This window comes from Microvirga sp. VF16 (genome assembly GCF_016864375.1).
In the GTDB taxonomy this organism is placed as follows: Bacteria; Pseudomonadota; Alphaproteobacteria; order Rhizobiales; family Beijerinckiaceae; genus Microvirga.
This window is the reverse complement of the sequence record NZ_CP069354.1, coordinates 4,176,232-4,193,692: the sequence shown is the minus strand read 5'-3', so window position 1 is coordinate 4,193,692 and position 17,461 is coordinate 4,176,232. Positions and strand designations below refer to the sequence as shown.

13 protein-coding genes are annotated in these 17,461 nt (G+C 62.9%); 9 read left to right on the top strand and 4 right to left on the bottom strand.

The genetic code is table 11. The features are described 5' to 3' along the window. Window positions 1-41 precede the first annotated feature (41 nt). Window positions 42-1,214, bottom strand: a complete 1,173-nt coding sequence (locus JO965_RS19600; protein WP_203440682.1) for a hypothetical protein — start codon at window positions 1,212-1,214, stop codon at window positions 42-44. A gap of 198 nt (window positions 1,215-1,412) precedes the next feature. Continuing rightward, the gene (locus JO965_RS19595; protein ID WP_203440681.1) at window positions 1,413-2,207 is read right to left on the bottom strand and encodes a response regulator transcription factor; all 795 of its coding nucleotides are present in this window, start codon (window positions 2,205-2,207) and stop codon (window positions 1,413-1,415) included. Between the two features lie 787 nt (window positions 2,208-2,994). Here JO965_RS19595 and JO965_RS19590 point away from each other — a divergent pair. The 6 genes from JO965_RS19590 (at window position 2,995) to JO965_RS19565 (ending at window position 11,711) form a co-directional block, all read left to right on the top strand. Continuing rightward, entirely contained in the window at window positions 2,995-4,305 is a 1,311-nt protein-coding gene (locus JO965_RS19590; protein ID WP_203440680.1) for a hypothetical protein, read from the top strand. Window positions 4,306-4,425: 120 nt separating this feature from the next. Beyond that, the gene (locus JO965_RS19585; protein ID WP_246776625.1) at window positions 4,426-6,231 is read left to right on the top strand and encodes a type I secretion system permease/ATPase; all 1,806 of its coding nucleotides are present in this window, start codon (window positions 4,426-4,428) and stop codon (window positions 6,229-6,231) included. After that, window positions 6,231-7,580 carry an HlyD family type I secretion periplasmic adaptor subunit gene (locus JO965_RS19580; RefSeq protein WP_203440679.1) on the top strand — a complete coding sequence of 450 codons (1,350 nt, stop codon included), beginning with the start codon at window positions 6,231-6,233 and terminating at the stop codon, window positions 7,578-7,580. Before JO965_RS19585 ends, JO965_RS19580 begins: the two co-directional genes overlap by 1 nt. Window positions 7,581-7,819: 239 nt before the next feature. Further along, window positions 7,820-9,250 carry a M10 family metallopeptidase C-terminal domain-containing protein gene (locus JO965_RS19575; protein ID WP_203440678.1) on the top strand — a complete coding sequence of 477 codons (1,431 nt, stop codon included), beginning with the start codon at window positions 7,820-7,822 and terminating at the stop codon, window positions 9,248-9,250. A gap of 150 nt (window positions 9,251-9,400) precedes the next feature. After that, window positions 9,401-10,636: an MFS transporter gene (locus JO965_RS19570; RefSeq protein WP_203440677.1), complete on the top strand. Its 1,236-nt coding sequence runs from the start codon at window positions 9,401-9,403 to the stop codon at window positions 10,634-10,636. An 85-nt stretch (window positions 10,637-10,721) separates the two neighbouring features. Beyond that, entirely contained in the window at window positions 10,722-11,711 is a 990-nt protein-coding gene (locus tag JO965_RS19565; RefSeq protein ID WP_203440676.1) for an MDR family oxidoreductase, read from the top strand. Between the two features lie 121 nt (window positions 11,712-11,832). Here the strand turns inward: JO965_RS19565 and JO965_RS19560 are convergent, their stop codons facing one another. Next, complete coding sequence (locus tag JO965_RS19560; RefSeq protein WP_203440675.1) at window positions 11,833-12,780, bottom strand: LysR family transcriptional regulator; 948 nt, start codon at window positions 12,778-12,780, stop codon at window positions 11,833-11,835. A 163-nt stretch (window positions 12,781-12,943) separates the two neighbouring features. Here JO965_RS19560 and wrbA point away from each other — a divergent pair, with 163 nt between their 5' ends. Continuing rightward, entirely contained in the window at window positions 12,944-13,546 is a 603-nt protein-coding gene (gene wrbA / locus JO965_RS19555) for an NAD(P)H:quinone oxidoreductase (RefSeq protein WP_203440674.1), read from the top strand. 150 nt (window positions 13,547-13,696) lie between these two features. Here the strand turns inward: wrbA and JO965_RS19550 are convergent, their stop codons facing one another. Beyond that, window positions 13,697-14,686, bottom strand: a complete 990-nt coding sequence (locus JO965_RS19550; protein ID WP_371826806.1) for an L-threonylcarbamoyladenylate synthase — start codon at window positions 14,684-14,686, stop codon at window positions 13,697-13,699. Window positions 14,687-14,806: 120 nt separating this feature from the next. Between JO965_RS19550 and JO965_RS19545 the strand changes: the two genes are divergently transcribed. Together JO965_RS19545 and JO965_RS19540 are read left to right on the top strand one after the other, a co-directional pair. Continuing rightward, a complete protein-coding gene (locus JO965_RS19545) occupies window positions 14,807-16,585 on the top strand; it encodes an acyl-CoA dehydrogenase (RefSeq protein WP_203440673.1) in 1,779 nt (592 codons plus the stop codon). A 4-nt stretch (window positions 16,586-16,589) separates the two neighbouring features. Then, entirely contained in the window at window positions 16,590-17,441 is an 852-nt protein-coding gene (locus tag JO965_RS19540; protein WP_203440672.1) for an NAD(P)-dependent oxidoreductase, read from the top strand. The last annotated feature ends 20 nt before the right edge of the window (window positions 17,442-17,461 follow it).

Genomic DNA, 17,461 nt, shown 5'->3' with positions numbered 1-17,461 from the left:
GGCACAATAGCTTCTGATGCGATTGCGCGGAAGCTCCAGTCTCAGACAACGGAAAAGTCGATCCTGAGCGTCGTATCCTGATCGATCGTCGCTGTCTGGATGGCATCGACATCGACGCCGAAGCCGCCGTCGGCGTAGTTGATGTCGATATCCGCATCCTGGTCGGCATCGATGGCCTGCTTTACGCCGATCGCCACCTTGATCGCGAACTTCTCCTCGAGTTCGTCCTCGATATCCACGTCCACATCGACATTCTGACGGACATCGAGATCGTTGTTGACGAAGAATTGGCTCTTGCCGTCCCAGCCGTCCATCATCAGATCGAGTTCCGCATCCTGCACGATATCGACCTCGTTCCTGAGATAGAGGTCGACATAGAGGACGCCCTCGGCCTCATAGATATCGAGGTCGATCTCGGTCCCCTGGTCGATCAGCATCGATTGATCGAGGCGCAGGAACATGCGCTCGTTCCCGTCGATGTCGAGCTGAACGTCGGCGTCCTGAACCATCTCGGCATCGTTGTCCATGAAGACGCGGATCTTGCTTTCGCCCATCCAGCCGTTGAGCAGCACGTCCGCATCCTGGTCCACGAAGGCGGTCTGGACGATGTGGATGTCGTCGCCGTCCGGAACCGCGATCGGGATCCCTGCGGGAGTCGGCGTTCCCGATGGCGTGACCGTTTCCGGCGGAGCTCCGGCGGCCGGCACCGGATCCGATATCGGAGTGTCCGTGCCCCTGTCGCCCGAAACATGATCGGGGTCGTCCCGGTCCTCGTCCGTCACATCGTCATCTGTCGAGTGAGGCGAGAGGCCGTTGGGGATGAGCACCGTCGCATGGGACGGGCCCGAGGAGGCCCCATGGGCCGAGAATGTGTCCGACCGGCTGCCGACGTCGTCGATCTCGATGTTCGTGCGCTCGACGTCAATCGCATCTGCGCGGCTCAAATCGACAGGGGATGAGGAAGCATGAGCAGCCGGGTTCTGTGCCGCCGGTATGGAGTTTGCTTGAGGTGATGAGCTGGCGTCCTGATGGATCTGGCCGGTCTGTGGAAGCGCGGGATCGATCGTTGGGTTGGAGGATTGGGAGGTCAGGAGCTCAGGATCCGGGACCGGACGCACATGGCCGTCATCGTCGTCGGCCGCCTGAACGATCTCGTCCTCCTTGTCGATCAGGATCGGGAGCAGGTTGCGTGTTCCCCTGTCGGGCGGCAGCATCAGCGTCGACCTTGCGCCAACATCATGGAACAATCAGTTTAGGACGTGGATGCGAGGATGCACCAGTCACCCATTCAGGCGGCGTCGACCCACCCTGGCCAAGCATGGCGCATCCGACGATCGATGCAGGTAACCATCATGACTTCGATCGATCCCGGCCTAATTCCAACGGACGACACCTGAATGGATTAAGGAACCCTAACTCAATCCATTGAGCTGACGATGTCGAAAAACCGCTTCCGTCCTGTTGGTGGCGTGCAGCTTGCGCATGATGCGCTGGATATGCACCTTGATGGTGTTCTCGGAAATATTGAGGGAATGAGCGATCCATTTGTTGGACCATCCCTTCTGAAGCGCTTCCAGGACATCCAGCTCCCGCGCCGTGAAGATCACGGTTGCTCCGTTTGCCTCTGTCTTCAGCACGTCCCCGGTTTGCTCCACGATTGCGAAATAGGGCCGTTCATTGTCATGAGACAGGACAAGTGGATCGGATCCTTCCGGCATCAGCTCGCGTGCATCCTTGACCCCGTTGACGAATTGCAAGTCTCCATTCACGAAACGCGGAAAATAAGTACCGCCTACCATGACGAGCTGAAGGGCCGCGATGGCGACCTTGAAGGAGGTGCTCATCGGGATGATGCCGCGCACGCCCATGGCCATTGCCTCTCGGATATCCTCGTTGCTCACGCACATGGTGAGAATGACGATCGGAACATCCGGATAGCGCTGAAGGATGCTTCTGGCTTCATTCGTGAGATGACTTCCCGAAAGTGAATGCGATTGAGTCCTCAACAGCACGAGTCCAACCGCTATCCCGTCGGCGTGAGAGAACTCGGCAACAGTTGAAAACCCCATGACTGGCGTGTGAGGGGATGCGCTGCGTATCGCGTGGACAAGGCATTCCCGCGAGAATGGTTCGTCATCGATGATAACGAGGGCCTCCTGAATCATACCATTCGGGTCACCATCAGGCGCTGTGTACGAAAAATGCATCACAACCCTCCATCATGTGAGGCGAATCTCGCTGAATGGGTTCCCAAGAATTTTTGCGCTTCTTAAAGCGATTAATCTCACGCAACGATCGAACACAAGGACCGGATAAGCACTAGTGCCAGCGCTATTCCGCCAATGACCTGCCATACAGCGTAACTTGGCATTTGAGGTCGAATGCGCAATGATACGCATTGGCTATTCTACAATAATCAGGTGCTTATTTTAACCGTTTTTCATGCTGATTTCTAACAATTCAATCGTTAAGCTTGGCTTCAACACGATCATGCCTTGAAGCACTCGTCGGGACTATTACTTTCGAAGCGTTGTTCCAGTGATCCTGAAGGGCGCTCTCAATAGGTCGATTGTCATAATGACTCCCTCCGCGTGATAAGGATGCTATCCCATCCTCTAACGGCATAAGTATTCATTCAGATCAATCGGGCGCCGTGAGACGCGGTGCTACTTTGAGGTAAGTCTCATTTTCCAAGTCTTGAGAGAGCCTCAATAACGAGATTCTCGGATGACTATCATCAGGTTAGAGGATTTACGGCGCATTTCGCTCGTTAGGATTACCGCATTAACCGACGTACCCGTTCGGCTGATGCAATAAGCAATGCAACACCTGTTGATGTGCGCCCATCACCTGAGTGGGCGACCCGAACCGACACCTCACCCATTCTGCGGCATGCAAATCGGCAACTTTCTCTCGCTTCGCGCATGCGGGAAGCTGTGCCAAACCGTCTCGAAACTCCGCGAGACGGCTGTGATCATTTGAGGAGACTCGAGAATGGCAGACCTATCAGAACTCCTGAGCGGATTCGGGTTCGACTTCGATCTCGACGTCGAGCTGAAGAACAGTCTGGATCAATGGCAGGATCAGAACATCGATACGAAGACCGAACAGAAATCCGACATCGATCAGGACAACGACAACTTTGGAGCGGTCAAGTACAGCCCGACTCAACTCGCCTACAACGATGCCAGCGCCAACAACCGCGCCTGGACTGACGTGGACACGGACAATGACTCGACTGTCAGCTCGACCGTGTCGTCCGGTGGCGACTCGAGCGCCTCCACCGATAACGATGCCAATGGCGGTACCGCGACCGCAGGCAGCCCGACTGGTGGAGCCGCCACAGGCGGCGGCACCTTCGGCGGCTGGACCGACAGCGGAGATTCGACCTCTGGTGATACGACGGGAGGCTCTGCGACAGGAACCGGCGGCGCAGGAGGCGGCGCGACGGGCGGAGACGGCACCGCGGGCGACACCTATTCCGGCGACGCCGACACCGGCGATGGCAAAGGCGGAGATGGATATTCCGGCTGGGTCAAGACCGGCTATGCCGATGCCGACGGCGGCGACGGCGGCGACGGCGGCTGGGCCAAGGGCGGTGACGGTGAAGGCGGCTGGGCCAAGGGCGGTGACGGTGAAGGTGGCTGGGCCAAGAGCGGATCCGGCGGTGACGGCACCGGTGGCGACGGCACCGGCGGGTCCGGCACCGGCGGGTCCGGCACGGGCGGAGCTGGTGGCGCAGGCGGCAGCGGCACTGCGACCAGTGGCGACGGCACCTCTGGCAGTGGCACAGGCGGCCCGGGCACTTCGGGGAGCGCGACGACTGGCTCTGCCGATGGCGGTGATGGCACTGGCGGCGCTGGCACCGGTGGCGCCGGTGCAGCCGGGACAGGCGCGGTCGGCAACACGACGGGCGGCAGCTCTACCTCCGGCGCTGCGACGGGCGGCGACACCACCGGCGGCAACACGTCCGGCGGTTCTGCGTCCGGTGGCAATGCCGCCGCCAATGGCGGCACAGCCAGCGGCAATGCCAACTCGCAGGCTGACAACGATGCCATGTCGAGCATCGACTCCGCGGCGAGCGGCAATGCCATGTCCAACACCGAGCAGGGCGGTGGCGGAACCGCCACCTCCAGTCAAGATATCGGTGACTTCGCCTTTGACCAGCACAACGACTCCGACGCCACGTCCACGCAGGACCAGGCGGTAACGGTCGATGTCGACCAACTCATGGAGGCCGCACAGGATGCCAACCTGTCGCTCACCTTCGAGTTCGGCGACTTCGACTTCAGCTTCGGAGTCTGAACTCGGAACAGGCAATCCGGGACCGCGGCACCACCGCGGCCCCGGATCGGCGCTCGCATAAACCTGCTCCTGTCGTGCGAGCGCCGGCCCGATCCCGACTGACGTGCCTGGAGACCGCGTATGGCCATGAACTGGATGAAGGTCCGCCACCAGACTGAGGTGGAGCATGCCTTCCGGCTTTGTCGTTACTCGCTGGCCCTCGTCGCGGGCTTGAGCTTCTTCGTCAATCTGCTCGCCCTGACCATGCCGCTCTACCTGCTGCAGGTCTACGATCATGTGCTGTCGAGCCAGAGCCTCGACACGCTCTTCATGCTGACCCTCATCGTCATCTTCGCGCTCGCGCTCCACGCGGTCATCGAGGCCCTGCGGCGCGAGATGCTTGCCCGCGTCGGAGCCTGGCTCGAAGAGCGCCTGCAGGCTCCTGTGCTGACTGCCGCGGTGCAGGCGGCTTTGCGAGCCGATCCTGCCGGAGCGGCACAGGCATGGCGCGATCTCGGCACCCTGCACCAGTTCTTTGGCGGCTCTGCCTGCACGGCTCTCTTCGATCTGCCGTGGACGCCCATCTTCCTGCTCGCCATGACCCTGGTGCATCCGTTGCTGGGCGCCATCGGCATCGTGGCCTCGCTCATCCTGTTCGGCTTCGCCTGGATCAACGAGACCGTGACGCGGGCTCCCTTCGCGCGCGCCGCTGCGGCTTCGTCCGAGAGCCAGCACCGTTTCGAGTCGCTGATGCGCAATGTGGAGGCGATCACCGCCATGGGCATGCTGCCCGGCGTGGCGCGCATCCTGTCCGACGAACAGGCGCATGCCAAGGAAGCGCAGTTGACGGCTGGAGCGCGCGCCTCAGCAATCCAGGCGCTGGCCCGCTTCGTCCGTTTCCTCGCCCAGGTTCTGGTGATGGCGGCAGCCTCGTTCCTCGTGATCCGGCACGATGTCAGCCCGGCTGCGATTTTCGCCGCTTCGATCCTGCTTGGTCGCTCGCTCGGCCCCGTCGAGGGCGCGATCGGCACCTGGAAGGCCGTCACCAATGTGCGGCTCGCCTATGACCGCATCCGGCGCATCATGCAGGCCGCTCCGCCGCCGGTGAAAGGCATGGAGCTGCCCCCGCCCAGCGGTCTTCTCGAAGTCGAGCAGCTCACCTATGTCCCGCCCGGATCGACCGAGCCCATCGTGCGCCGGCTCTCGATGATGGTCTGCGCCGGCAAGGTGCTCGGCGTCGTCGGTCCCTCGGGTGCCGGAAAATCGACACTCGGCCGCCTGATTGCCGGAACGGTGCCGCCGACCACGGGGCATGTGCGTCTCGACGGGGCCGATGTCGGCGTGTGGATGGCCTCCGGCGGTCACCGTTACTTCGGCTACCTGCCGCAGGACGTCGAGCTCTTCGCCGGCACCGTCGCGGAGAATATCTCCCGTCTGTCCGAGGCGAGTTCCGCGGATGTGATCGCGGCCGCCCGGCTCGTGGATCTCCACGATATCGTCATGCGGCTGCCCAGGGGATACGATACCAATATCGGTGAGGGAGGGACGCGGCTCTCCGGCGGTCAGCGCCAGAAGCTCGGGCTCGCGCGCGCGTTCTTCGGCGATCCGCGCCTGATCGTTCTCGACGAGCCGAATGCCAGCCTCGATCCCGAAGGCGAGGAAGCATTGCGTCGAGCCATCGACGAGATGAAATCCCGTGGTGCGACGATCATCGTCATCGCTCAACGCCTCGGCATCCTGTCCGTCGCCGACAGCGTGCTCGTGCTCGACAACGGCATGGTCAATGCCTATGGCGAGCGCCGCGAAATCGCCGAGAGGATCGCACAGGGCCGCACGGCGATCAGGGTCGTGCAGGCGAAGGCGAAGCCGGACACGCGCATGCCAAAGGTCAACGAGGGGCCGATGATCACTGCATCGGGCCAGCAGGCCGATAAGGGAGCTGCGTGATGGCCAGGACATCTCCCGTCATCGACCTTTCCGATGTCCTGCCCCCACCGCCGCCGACGCCGTTCCAGCGGATCCGCTGGCTGATGGCAATCGCCTTTGGGCTTGTGGTCGTATTCATCGGAGGCTTTGGAATTTGGTCGGTCACGGCGCCGCTGGAAAGCGCTGCCATCGCGGTAGGCTCGGTCGAGGCCGAGACCAGCCGCAAGACGGTGCAGCATCTGGAAGGCGGAATCGTTGCCAAGATCCTGGTGAAGGATGGCGATGCCGTGACGATCGGCCAGCCGCTGATTCAGCTCGACGACACAAGAGCCCGGGCGACCGCGCAGGCGCTTCAGGGTCAGCTCCGCGAGGCGCAGGCCCGCGAGGCGCGGTTGCTGGCTGAACGTGATGGGCATGATACGGTCCTGTTCCCGCTCCGGTTGCGCCAAGCGGCGCAAGAAGACGCTGCTCTCGCCGAGATGCTGTCCGGCCAGCAGCGCATCTTCAACAGCCGCCGGCAACTGTACCAATCGCAATTCGTCGTACTGGTGCAGCGGCAGCAGCAGATCTCACGCCAGATGTTCGGCCTGCGCTATCAGGTCGATGCTGCCGATAAACGGGCCGAGATCATCAGGAGGGAGATGGAATCCATTGCACCGCTCGTCGCCAGAGGCGTCATTGCCCAGCCGCGCAAGTTGGCTCTTGAGCGAGAACAGGCCGAGATTGAAGGAAGGAGAGGTCAGGCAAGGGAGGAGATGGCCCGGGCCGAGCAGGGCGTCGGCGAGGTCAATGCTCAGATCCTCAAGCTGCGCAGCGATCGGGAGGCGGAGATCGCCCAGAGCCTCCGCGAGGTCCAGGCGCTCGTCTTCCAGCTCCATGAACGCTCGGAGGCCGCTGACGATGTCCTTGCCCGCACGCAGGTGCGTGCGCCCGAAGACGGTGTCGTGACCGATCTCAGGATCCGGACGCCGGGCGGTGTGGTGGCGGAAGGCCAGCCGCTGCTCGATCTCGTGCCGAAGCACGACCGCCTCATCGTGACCGCCCAGGTGAGGCCGGATGATATCGATGTCGTCCATCCCGGGCTGCCGGCCCAGGTGCGGCTCATGCCCTATAAGCACCGCCGTGTCCCGCCGGTTGAGGGTACGCTCACCTATGTCTCGGCCGATCGCCTGACAGACAAGACCACCGAGCGTACCTATTACACTGCGCGCATCCGGCTGAGCGAGGATTCGCTGTCTTCGCTGCCGGGGATCGAGGTGATGGCGGGCATGCCGGTCGAGGTCCTGATCAAGACCGGCAAGTTCACGGCAGCCGGCTACATGCTGCGCCCCGTGATGGACAGCTTCAATCGCGCTTTCCGCGAGGATTAGCGGCTATCTATCGACGGTGAATCGTCGAGGAAGATGCCTTGCGCCTCCATGTCCAATGCTCAATCCCTTGATTGGCGCATCGTTTGGTGCGGTTCTTTGATTCCGCACGATGCGTTGGTAGTGGGATTATCTTGGATACTGTGAGGACCTCGTTTCAATGTCTGCATGTGCGCTGAGATACTTGAAGCGTGTAATATAGTACGGCAACATCTTGGCGCGGCGTGTTGGGTGAGGGGATTGTGGCGAGTATCCGAGGTTCAGTTCCGGGCTCCGGCTATGGCAATGGCTTTGTGGATTCCCTCGTTTGGGGAGGCATGGCCTGGGATGTCGCGGGCAGGCCGATCAAAGTCTGGTTCGGCCAAAGCGAGGATTTTGCTGTCGCCGGCGCCGTTCACGGCCCCAGCGAAATTCTGACGAGAGGCGCATCAGTTCAGAATTGGAGCGACCTGGAGAAGTACGTCTTCGATTATGCGACCCGGGTTTACGAGAGCGTCTGCGGGCTGAAATTCGAGCGCGCCAGGTCCGCCGTGGAGGCGGATATGGTCTGGTGGAAGAGCACTTTGGACAATAACGTCCTCGGCATCCACGAAGTCCCGTTCAACGACCAGATCTGGGGATACTTCAACCCTGAAACTCCCTCGTGGGGCAGCCTGTATTTTGGCGGCGACGGTCTCTACACCATACTGCACGAGTTGGGCCATGGCGTGGGCCTGGCCCATCCGCACGATGGTGGGGCACGTGAGGACGCAACGACTTTTCCGGGTGTCGAGGATCCCTTTTCAACCGGGGCATACGGTTTGAACCAGGGTATCTGGACGATCATGTCCTACAACACCGGATGGGATGAGGCAGGATACGACCTGATCTATGGCAATCAGGCCGGACTGGGAGCCTTCGATATCGCCGCGTTGCAGGCGCTCTATGGAAAGAACTTGAAAACGGGCCAGGGGAGCGATGTCTATACGTTGCCGACTTGGAACCTGAACGTCGACCTACGAGGATGGTCTTGCCTCTGGGATGCGGGCGGGCAGGATACGATCACCGCAGTGTGGGCGTCCGCTGGGGTCACTATCGATCTTCGTGCCGCGACCCTGCGGTCGGACGATCCTCATGCGGGCGGCTTCATCTCGCGGGAGAAAGGCGTTGCCGGCGGCTATACGATTGCGAACGGCGTTGTGATCGAGAATGCCATCGGCGGACGCCGTGCCGACAAGCTTCAGGGCAATTCCGCCGCGAATGTGCTGAGCGGCGATGGCGGCGCCGACAGGCTCCTCGGACATGCCGGCAATGACATCCTTCGCGGAGGTGCAGGCAACGACAAGCTCTATGGCGGCGCGGGGCGGGATATCTTCGTCTTCGACTCCACGATCGGCAAGCGTACGAATGTCGACCGGATCTACGACTTCAACTCGACTGACGATTCGATCCGGCTCGAGAACAATATCTTTACTGAACTGGGCTCCGACGGCTCGTCCGGGCGGAAGACCTTCAAGGCCGACATGTTCGTTCAAGCGTCGAAGGCGCAGGACCGAGAGGATCGGATCGTCTACGACAGCAAGAAGGGCGTGCTCTCTTACGATCCGGACGGCAGTGGCGCAGCCGCGCAGGTGAAAATCGCCATGCTGCCGAAGAACCTCAAGATAACCTCGAACGACTTCTTCGTGATCTAGCGACAAGCAATCCTTGTAAGAGAAACGATGGTGCGAGAGCACCCGCACCCATCACAAAGCGTCATACCAAAGGCTACAAACTTTCAATGTTGCTGATGGTGGACTTAGGTTAGTCTGCGCGCCCTTGTTTCCCCTTGAGGGCCCTTGAGCATGTCTACTTCTCCCGCTCGATCCCGTGTTTCGCCGGAACTCATTGTCGTCTGCGGCTGCCTGATCGCCCTGATCACCTTCGGGCCGCGAGCGTCCTCCGGGCTGTTCCAGCTGCCCATGATCACGGAATATGGCTGGGGGCGGGATACCTTCGGCTTTGCCATCGCGATTCAGAACCTGCTCTGGGGCTTGGGCCAGCCTTTCGCGGGCGCCGTGGCGGATCGGTTCGGGGCCTTCCGGGTGCTCTGCACCGGCGCGCTGCTCTATGCCCTCGGCCTCGTCGTGATGGCCTATGCGACCACGCCCGGGATGCTGCATATCGGCGCCGGTGTGCTCATCGGCTTCGGTCTCTCCGGCTGCTCGTTCAATCTGGTGCTCGGCGCCTTCGGCAAGCTGCTGCCGGAGAAGTGGCGCCCCATGGCCTTCGGCGCCGGCACGGCGGCAGGCTCCTTCGGTCAGTTCTTGTTCCCGCCCATCGGCAACGTGCTGATCGATTCCTTCGGCTGGCATCAGGCCCTGCTGGTCTTCGCCGCGAGCGTGCTCCTCGTCATGCCGCTTGCTCTCGCGCTTGCCACACGGCCGACCGACGCCGCCCAGGCCGGAGCGTCCGTGCCGAGTCAATCGATTCGTCAGGCCCTGACCGAGGCGTTCCAGCACCGCTCCTATGTGCTGCTCGTGCTTGGCTTCTTCACCTGCGGCTTCCAGCTCGCTTTCATCACCGTGCACCTTCCGGCCTATCTCAAGGATGCGGGGCTCTCGGCCGCCGTCGGCGGATGGACCCTCGCGGTCATTGGCCTTGCCAATGCGGTCGGGTCGCTGGGTTCGGGCTGGCTCTCCACCCGCATGTCGAAGCGCTGGCTGCTCGCCTGGATCTATCTCGGTCGCTCGGTGGCGATTGCCGCCTTCATCCTGGTCCCGGCGACGCCCGTGACTTCGATCCTGTTCGGCATCTCCATCGGCCTTCTGTGGCTCTCCACCGTGCCGCCCACATCCTCCCTCGTGATGCTGATGTTCGGCACCCGCTACATGGCCATGCTCTACGGCTTCGCCTTCTTCTCGCATCAGGTCGGCGGCTTCCTCGGCGTGTGGCTCGGTGGTCTGCTCTACGAGATCAACGGCAATTACAGCGCGGTCTGGTGGCTCTCCGTCGTACTGGGCCTCGCCTCCGCCCTGATCAATCTGCCGATCAAGGAGCGGCCGGTGCAGCGCGAGCCGGGGCTGCAGCCTGCCGAGTAAGTTTTGTTCTGCTGCGAAGGGCTAAGGCCTTCCTGCTTGCTCTGATCCTCTGCCGCACCACAAATGGGTGCGGGGAGGAATCGGCATGAGCACGTTCAAAGCTGTCGTCATCGACAAGAGTGAAGCAGGTCAGAATGTCGAGATTCGCGCGTTCAATGAGGCGGATCTCATGGACGGCGACGTCACTGTACGCGTGTCGCATTCGACGCTGAACTACAAGGATGGTCTCGCGATCACCGGCAAGGCGCCGGTGGTGCGCCGCTTTCCGATGATTCCCGGCGTCGATCTCGTCGGCACCGTGGAAGCCTCCTTGAATCCCGATTTCAAGCCCGGCGATGCGGTGGTGCTCAATGGCTGGGGCTTGGGCGAGACCCATCTCGGAGCCTATGCGGAGAAGGTGCGGGTGAAGGGCGACTGGCTGATCCCGCTGCCGCAAGGCCTGTCGCCGCTTCAGGCCATGGCCATCGGCACGGCGGGCTATACGGCGATGCTCTGTCTGAAGGCGCTGGAGCGTCATGGCCTACGCCCGGATCGTGGCCCCGCCATCGTCACAGGTGCGGTCGGCGGCGTCGGCTCGGTGGCCGTGGCGCTGCTCGCCAAGGCCGGCTGGCATGTGATCGCCTCGACCGGACGGCCCGAGGAAGTCGATTACCTGAAAGGCCTCGGAGCCGCCGAGATCCTCGACCGCAGCGAACTCACCGGCCCGGCACGGCCACTTGCCAAGGAGCGCTGGGCGGTAGGTGTCGATACGGTCGGCTCCACGACGCTGGCCAACGTGCTGTCCATGACGAAATACGGCGGCGCGATTGCCGCCTGCGGGCTTGCAGGCGGGATGGATCTGCCGACGACGGTCGCACCCTTCATCCTGCGCAACGTGGCGCTGCTCGGCGTCGATTCCGTGATGGCTCCCAAGGCATTGCGGATCGAAGCCTGGAACCGGATCGCCCACGAACTCGACCACGACAAGCTCGCCGCCATGACCTCGACGATCCCTCTCGATCAGGTCTTGGAGGCCGGCAAGAAGATCGTCGAGGGCAAGATCAAGGGGCGCGTGGTGGTGGAGATCGCGCACTGACAACTCTTCACGCCATGGCCGGGCTTGTCCCGGCCATCCCAATTCGAAGAGCACTGTGCCTCTCAAATCGGAATCACCGGCACGAGGCCGGTGATGACGTGGAGAGTTTCCTGATCAAAAACTAAGCCGCCGGAGCAGGGCTCGGAACTTTTCTCCCGGCGCCCTCGATCCATTTCTTCTGCTTGGCGATCTCGGTGGCCATGAAATCCATGAAGGCGCGCACACGCGCGGATTGGCGCAGGTCCGGATGGGTCAGCAGCCACAGGCCCGCAGAGAAATCGCCATTGATGTCCGACAGACGGACGAGATCGGGATTCGAATCCGCGATGAAACAGGGCAGGGGGCCGATGCCGGTTCCGGCCTGGACCGCTTCGGAGAGGCCGAGCACCGTGTTGACCTTGTAGACGATGTTCTCCGGCGTCACGTGCTCGCGCACGAAGCGAGCGACCTTCATCGTCGCCAGATTGTCGCCGAGCGCGACCCAGTGACGGTCGAACAGATCGGCGAGGCTGACATCGTCCGGGCCTCTGACATCGGGAAAATCCGCCACCCGGCCATAGATAGCCCAGGCAATCGTCGCCACGCGGCGTCCGACAAGGGTCTCCGGCGGATCGTCGGTGGCGCGGATCGCCACGTCCGCGTCGCGCTTCGACAGGTTCAGCGCCTGGTTGGCGAGCACCACATCGAGCCGCATCTCGGGACAGGCCGTGATGAAGCGGGCGAAGATCGGGGTCAGAAGGTGGACAAGCAGCGTGTCATTGGTCGTGACCCGCAGCTCTCCGGTCGGGGCCACGGCTTGGCCTGCGAGTTTGCGCGTGAAGGCGGTGACATTCTCGTCCATCTGCTCGGCGAGTGCCGACATCTCTTCCCCGGCGGGCGTGAGGACATAGCCGGTTCGGTGACGCTCGAAGAGCTTGACCCCGAGATTGTCCTCCATCTGGCCTAGTCTGCGAAAGACTGTCGAGTGGTTCACCCCAAGCTTTTCAGCCGCGCCGGCAAGGCCGCTGGCCTCGGCGATGATCTTCACGAGCCTGAAATCGTCCCAGTCGAGATGCTGCTGCTTGGCCATCTTTATGCATTCACGCAAGAGAGACCCTGCATATCTAACACTGGTTTTGCAGCGAGGAAAGGTTATCTTCCACGGCGTCAAACAACGGCAGGCGATGCTCTTCCGGTCCACGCAACGGGAGTCGGAGACGGGTCGTTCTGCATTCCAACGCACTGGAGATCACATGACCAAGGTTCTGGTTCTGTATTATTCGTCCTGGGGGCACATCGAGCAGATGGCCTATGCCGCCGCCGAAGGTGCCCGCGAGGCCGGGGCCGAGGTCGTGGTGAAGCGCGTGCCGGAGCTCGTGCCGGCCGAGATCGCGCAGGCTGCCCATTACAAGACCGACCAGAAGGCGCCCATCGCCACTGTCGAGGAGCTGCCCGAATACGACGCCATCATTTTCGGCACGCCGACCCGCTACGGCACCATGACGGCGCAGATGAAGAACTTCCTCGACCAGACCGGCGGTCTGTGGGCGCAGGGCAAGCTCATCGGCAAGGTCGGCTCGGTCTTCACCTCCACCGCCACCCAGCACGGCGGCCAGGAAGCCACCATCCTCACCACGCTGCCGGTGCTGCTGCACCATGGCATGGTGGTCGTCGGCCTGCCTTACTCGTTCCAGGGTCAGATGGGCGTGGACCAGATCCGCGGTGGCTCGCCCTACGGCGCCTCGACCATCGCCGCCGGCGACGGCTCGCGCCAGCCGAGCGAGATCGATCTCGACGGCGCCCGCTTCCAGGGCAAGCACGTGGCCCAGATCGCGGCCAAGCTCGCCGCGAAGTAACAAACTCTCACGTCATGGCCGTCCCCGGACTTGATCCGGGGATCAGTCCCGGCCATCTCGAGCTGTGAGGCACGGCGCGTCAACCAATCGGGATCACCGGCACAAGGCCGGTGATGACGCGTTGCGGTTCGATGATTCCCTCGGAGCGGATCACCGCTCCGCTGCGGCGCGCTTCAGGCGGTCGTTGATGGCCTCGCCCAGGCCGGTCTCCGGAATGGGGCCGACCGCGATGGTGGCAGCGCCCGAGGCGTCGAGCTGCCTGAGATAGGAAAACAGATGAGCGGCGGCCTCCACGAGGTCGCCGTTTTTGCTGAGGTTCAGGGCGGCGTGCGCCGTGTCCGCTCCCGGAACGGACTCGCCGCCGAAGAGCAGCGCAGCCTCGCCCGGCTGGATGTGCGTCGCGTTCAAACGCACCTGCGCCCGCGGAGCGTAATGGGACGCCAGCATGCCTGGCGCGAGCGGATTGGCCCCTGCCTCTACACCCACCTCGAGCTTTTCGCCGATCAACGCCTCGATGGCCTCACGCGGCACGCCGCCCGGCCGGAGCAGGCGCGGGGTGCCGCCGAGGCACGAAACGATGGTCGATTCGACGCCGACCCGTGCCATACCGCCATCGAGCACCGCCTCGATGCGCCCATCGAGATCCCCCAGCACATGATCCGCATCGGTCGGGCTGACGCGGCCCGAGCGGTTGGCCGAGGGCGCAGCGACGGGGCGCCCAGTCGCCTCCAGAAGGGCATGGGCGAGGGGATGGGCGGGAACTCGCAGGCCGACGCTGTCGAGGCCCGCACGGGCGAGATCGGAGATGGTGCAGGTGGGAGCGACCGGTACCACGAGAGTCAGCGGACCGGGCCAGAAGGCCTCCGCCAGACGCGTGGCCGTCTCGTCGAATGCGCCCTCCCTCTTGGCGGACTCGAAGCTGTCCAGATGAGAGATCAGCGGGTTGAAGCTCGGGCGCTCCTTGGCGGCGTAGATCCGGGCCACGGCTTCCGCATCGGTCGCATCGGCGCCCAGCCCGTAGACCGTCTCCGTCGGGAAGGCCACGAGGCCGCCGCGTCGCAGGATGGTCGCCGCCTGAGCAAGACCCGCCGCATCGGCTGCCAGACGCTCCGTTTGGCGCATTGACCCGTGATCGTTCACGTCTAAACTATCCTCTGCCTGTAAGGCATTTGCCTGTCTGTCTTTGCCCTTGCCGGGCGGGTTTAACGGCGCGAGAACACGCGTCAATATGAAAAGCCTTACCTTTGAGAGGAAACCTTGATGACCTACCGCGCGCCTGTCCCGGACATCGTCTTTACCATGCGGCACGTGGCAGGCCTCGACAGGGCCGTGGCCGACGGGGTCTATGGCGATCTCTCCGCCGATCTGAGCCGGACGATTCTGGAGGAGGCGGGCCGTTTCGCCAACGATGTGATCGCGCCTCTCAATCGGGAGGGCGACAAGTGCGGCGCGACCCTCAAGGACGGTGCAGTAACCACTGCCCCCGGCTGGAAGCAGGCCTACAAGGCCTGGACCGAGGCCGGATGGAACGCGCTGCCGGGACCGGTGGATTTTGGCGGGCAGGGCTTGCCGACCCTGCTCAATTCGGCCTGTGTCGAGATGTGGAATTCCGCCTCCATGGCCTTCGGCATCGGTCCCGTGCTGACCATGGGCGCCATCGAGGCGCTCGTTCAGCATGGCTCGGAGGATCTCAAGAGTCGCTATCTCGAAAAGCTCGTTTCCGGCGAGTGGACGGCGACGATGAATCTGACGGAGCCGCAGGCGGGCTCCGATCTTGCGGCGATCCGCTCGCGTGCCGAACCCTCGGGCGACGGCACCTATCGCATCACGGGCCAGAAGATTTTCATCACTTATGGCGAGCACGATCTGACCGACAACATCGTTCACCTCGTACTCGCGCGCCTGCCGGACGCGCCGGCCGGCACGCGCGGCATCTCGCTCTTCCTGGTGCCGAAGTTTCTGCCCGATGGCACGCGCAACGACGTGCGTTGCCATTCCATAGAACACAAACTCGGCATCCATGCCTCGCCCACCTGCACCATGATCTTCGGCGATCACGGCGGCGCCATCGGCTGGCTCGTGGGTGAGGAAAATCGCGGTCTCGCCTGCATGTTCACGATGATGAACAACGCACGCCTCGCTGTCGGTCTGCAGGGCGTAGCCATTGCCGAGCGCGCCTACCAGCAGGCGCTTGCTTACGCCAAAGAGCGCAAGCAGGGCCGCGCCATCGGTGCGACGGAGGGCATGAGCCCCATCGTCGTGCATCCGGACGTGCAGCGAAACCTGCTCACCATGAAGGCGCTGACCGCAGCCGCGCGTGCGATCTGCTATTTGACGGCAGAGGCCATCGATCGCGCGCATCTCGAAGAGGATCCCACGCGTCGGAAAAAGGCCAATGAGCGCGCCTCCCTGCTCACGCCGGTCGCAAAAGCCTTCTCGACCGATATCGGCATGGAGGTAGCCTCGCTCGGTGTGCAGGTCCATGGCGGCATGGGCTTCGTCGAGGAGACCGGCGCCGCGCAGCATTTCCGCGATGCGCGCATCGCGCCGATCTACGAGGGCACGAACGGCATCCAGGCGATCGATCTCGTCACGCGCAAGCTGCCGCTCTCCGGCGGCGAGACGGTGCGGGCGCAGATCGCTTCCATGCGCGCGACCGTGGCGCGGCTCCTGAAGGAGAATACACCGGCCTTCGGCGCCACCGCGCCGCGCTTGCGCGATACCATCGAGAGTCTCGACCGCGCGACGGGCTATCTCCTGAAGGCCGTCTCGTCCAATGCACAGGGCGAGGCGCTGGCCGGTGCAACGCCATACTTGAGGCTCTTCGCGCTGGCGCAGGGTGGCGCGGCGCTGGCCGAAATGGCGCTCGCTGCGAATGCCCAAGCGGCGGCTGGCGACGCGGATCCCGCCCATGCCGGCCGCATCGCGCTCTGCCGCTTCTTTGCCGAGAACATCGCCGTCGGTGCCAAGGGACTGGAAGATACGGTGATGGGCGGGGCAGGTTTCCTGCAGGATGCAACCCTGGCGCTGGCGAGCTGACAACATGAGTCTCGAAGGTAAAACTCTCTTCATCACCGGCGCCTCGCGCGGCATCGGTCTTGCCATCGGACTTCGCGCCGCGAGGGACGGTGCGAACGTGGTCATCGCGGCCAAGACCACCGACCCGCACCCGAAGCTTCCCGGCACGATCTATACGGCGGCGGAAGAAATCGAGGCGGTGGGCGGCAGGGCACTGCCGCTCGTGGTCGATGTGCGCGACGAGGAGGCGGTGAAGGGTGCGATCGAGAAAACGGTCGAGACATTCGGTGGCCTCGACATCGTGGTCAACAACGCGAGTGCCGTCAGCCTTACCCCGACGCCGCAGACCGACATGAAGCGCTTCGATTTGATGCACCAGATCAATGCGCGCGGCACCTACATGGTCTCGAAATACGCCATTCCGCATCTGGAGAAGGCGAAGAATCCGCACATTCTCATGCTCTCTCCGCCACTCGACATGAGCGAGAAATGGTTCGCGCCGCATCTGGCCTATTCGCTGGCCAAATACGGCATGAGCATCTGCGCCCTGGGTCTTGCAGGGGAATTGCGGGGCAGGGGGATCGCCGTCAACGCGCTCTGGCCACGCACGACGATTGCCACAAGCGCGATCAGGAACCTGCTCGGCGGCGACGAGCTTGTGCAAGCGAGTCGCACCCCCGAGATCCTGGCCGATGCGGCTTACGCGATCTTCCAGAAACCCTCGAAGAGCTTCTCGGGCCAATTCCTCATCGACGATGTGTTCCTGCACGGCGAAGGTGTGACCGATTTCGAGAAATACCGAGTCGATCCGACGAAGCCCCTCGCACCCGACTTCTTCGTGCCGGATGACACACCGCCCCTGTCATCCTTGCGTTAAATGGGTCTGTCCATTGTCAC

Excerpts from the sequence above, each read along its gene's own strand:
- JO965_RS19565 (WP_203440676.1), top strand. The coding sequence starts at position 10,722 with ATGAGCACGTTCAAAGCTGTCGTCATCGACAAGAGTGAAGCAGGTCAG.
- JO965_RS19560 (WP_203440675.1), bottom strand. The coding sequence starts at position 12,780 with ATGGCCAAGCAGCAGCATCTCGACTGGGACGATTTCAGGCTCGTGAAG.
- JO965_RS19595 (WP_203440681.1), bottom strand. The coding sequence starts at position 2,207 with ATGCATTTTTCGTACACAGCGCCTGATGGTGACCCGAATGGTATGATT.
- JO965_RS19570 (WP_203440677.1), top strand. The coding sequence starts at position 9,401 with ATGTCTACTTCTCCCGCTCGATCCCGTGTTTCGCCGGAACTCATTGTC.
- JO965_RS19580 (WP_203440679.1), top strand. The coding sequence starts at position 6,231 with ATGGCCAGGACATCTCCCGTCATCGACCTTTCCGATGTCCTGCCCCCA.
- JO965_RS19540 (WP_203440672.1), top strand. The coding sequence starts at position 16,590 with ATGAGTCTCGAAGGTAAAACTCTCTTCATCACCGGCGCCTCGCGCGGC.
- wrbA (WP_203440674.1), top strand. The coding sequence starts at position 12,944 with ATGACCAAGGTTCTGGTTCTGTATTATTCGTCCTGGGGGCACATCGAG.
- JO965_RS19585 (WP_246776625.1), top strand. The coding sequence starts at position 4,426 with ATGGCCATGAACTGGATGAAGGTCCGCCACCAGACTGAGGTGGAGCAT.
- JO965_RS19590 (WP_203440680.1), top strand. The coding sequence starts at position 2,995 with ATGGCAGACCTATCAGAACTCCTGAGCGGATTCGGGTTCGACTTCGAT.
- JO965_RS19600 (WP_203440682.1), bottom strand. The coding sequence starts at position 1,214 with ATGCTGCCGCCCGACAGGGGAACACGCAACCTGCTCCCGATCCTGATC.
- JO965_RS19545 (WP_203440673.1), top strand. The coding sequence starts at position 14,807 with ATGACCTACCGCGCGCCTGTCCCGGACATCGTCTTTACCATGCGGCAC.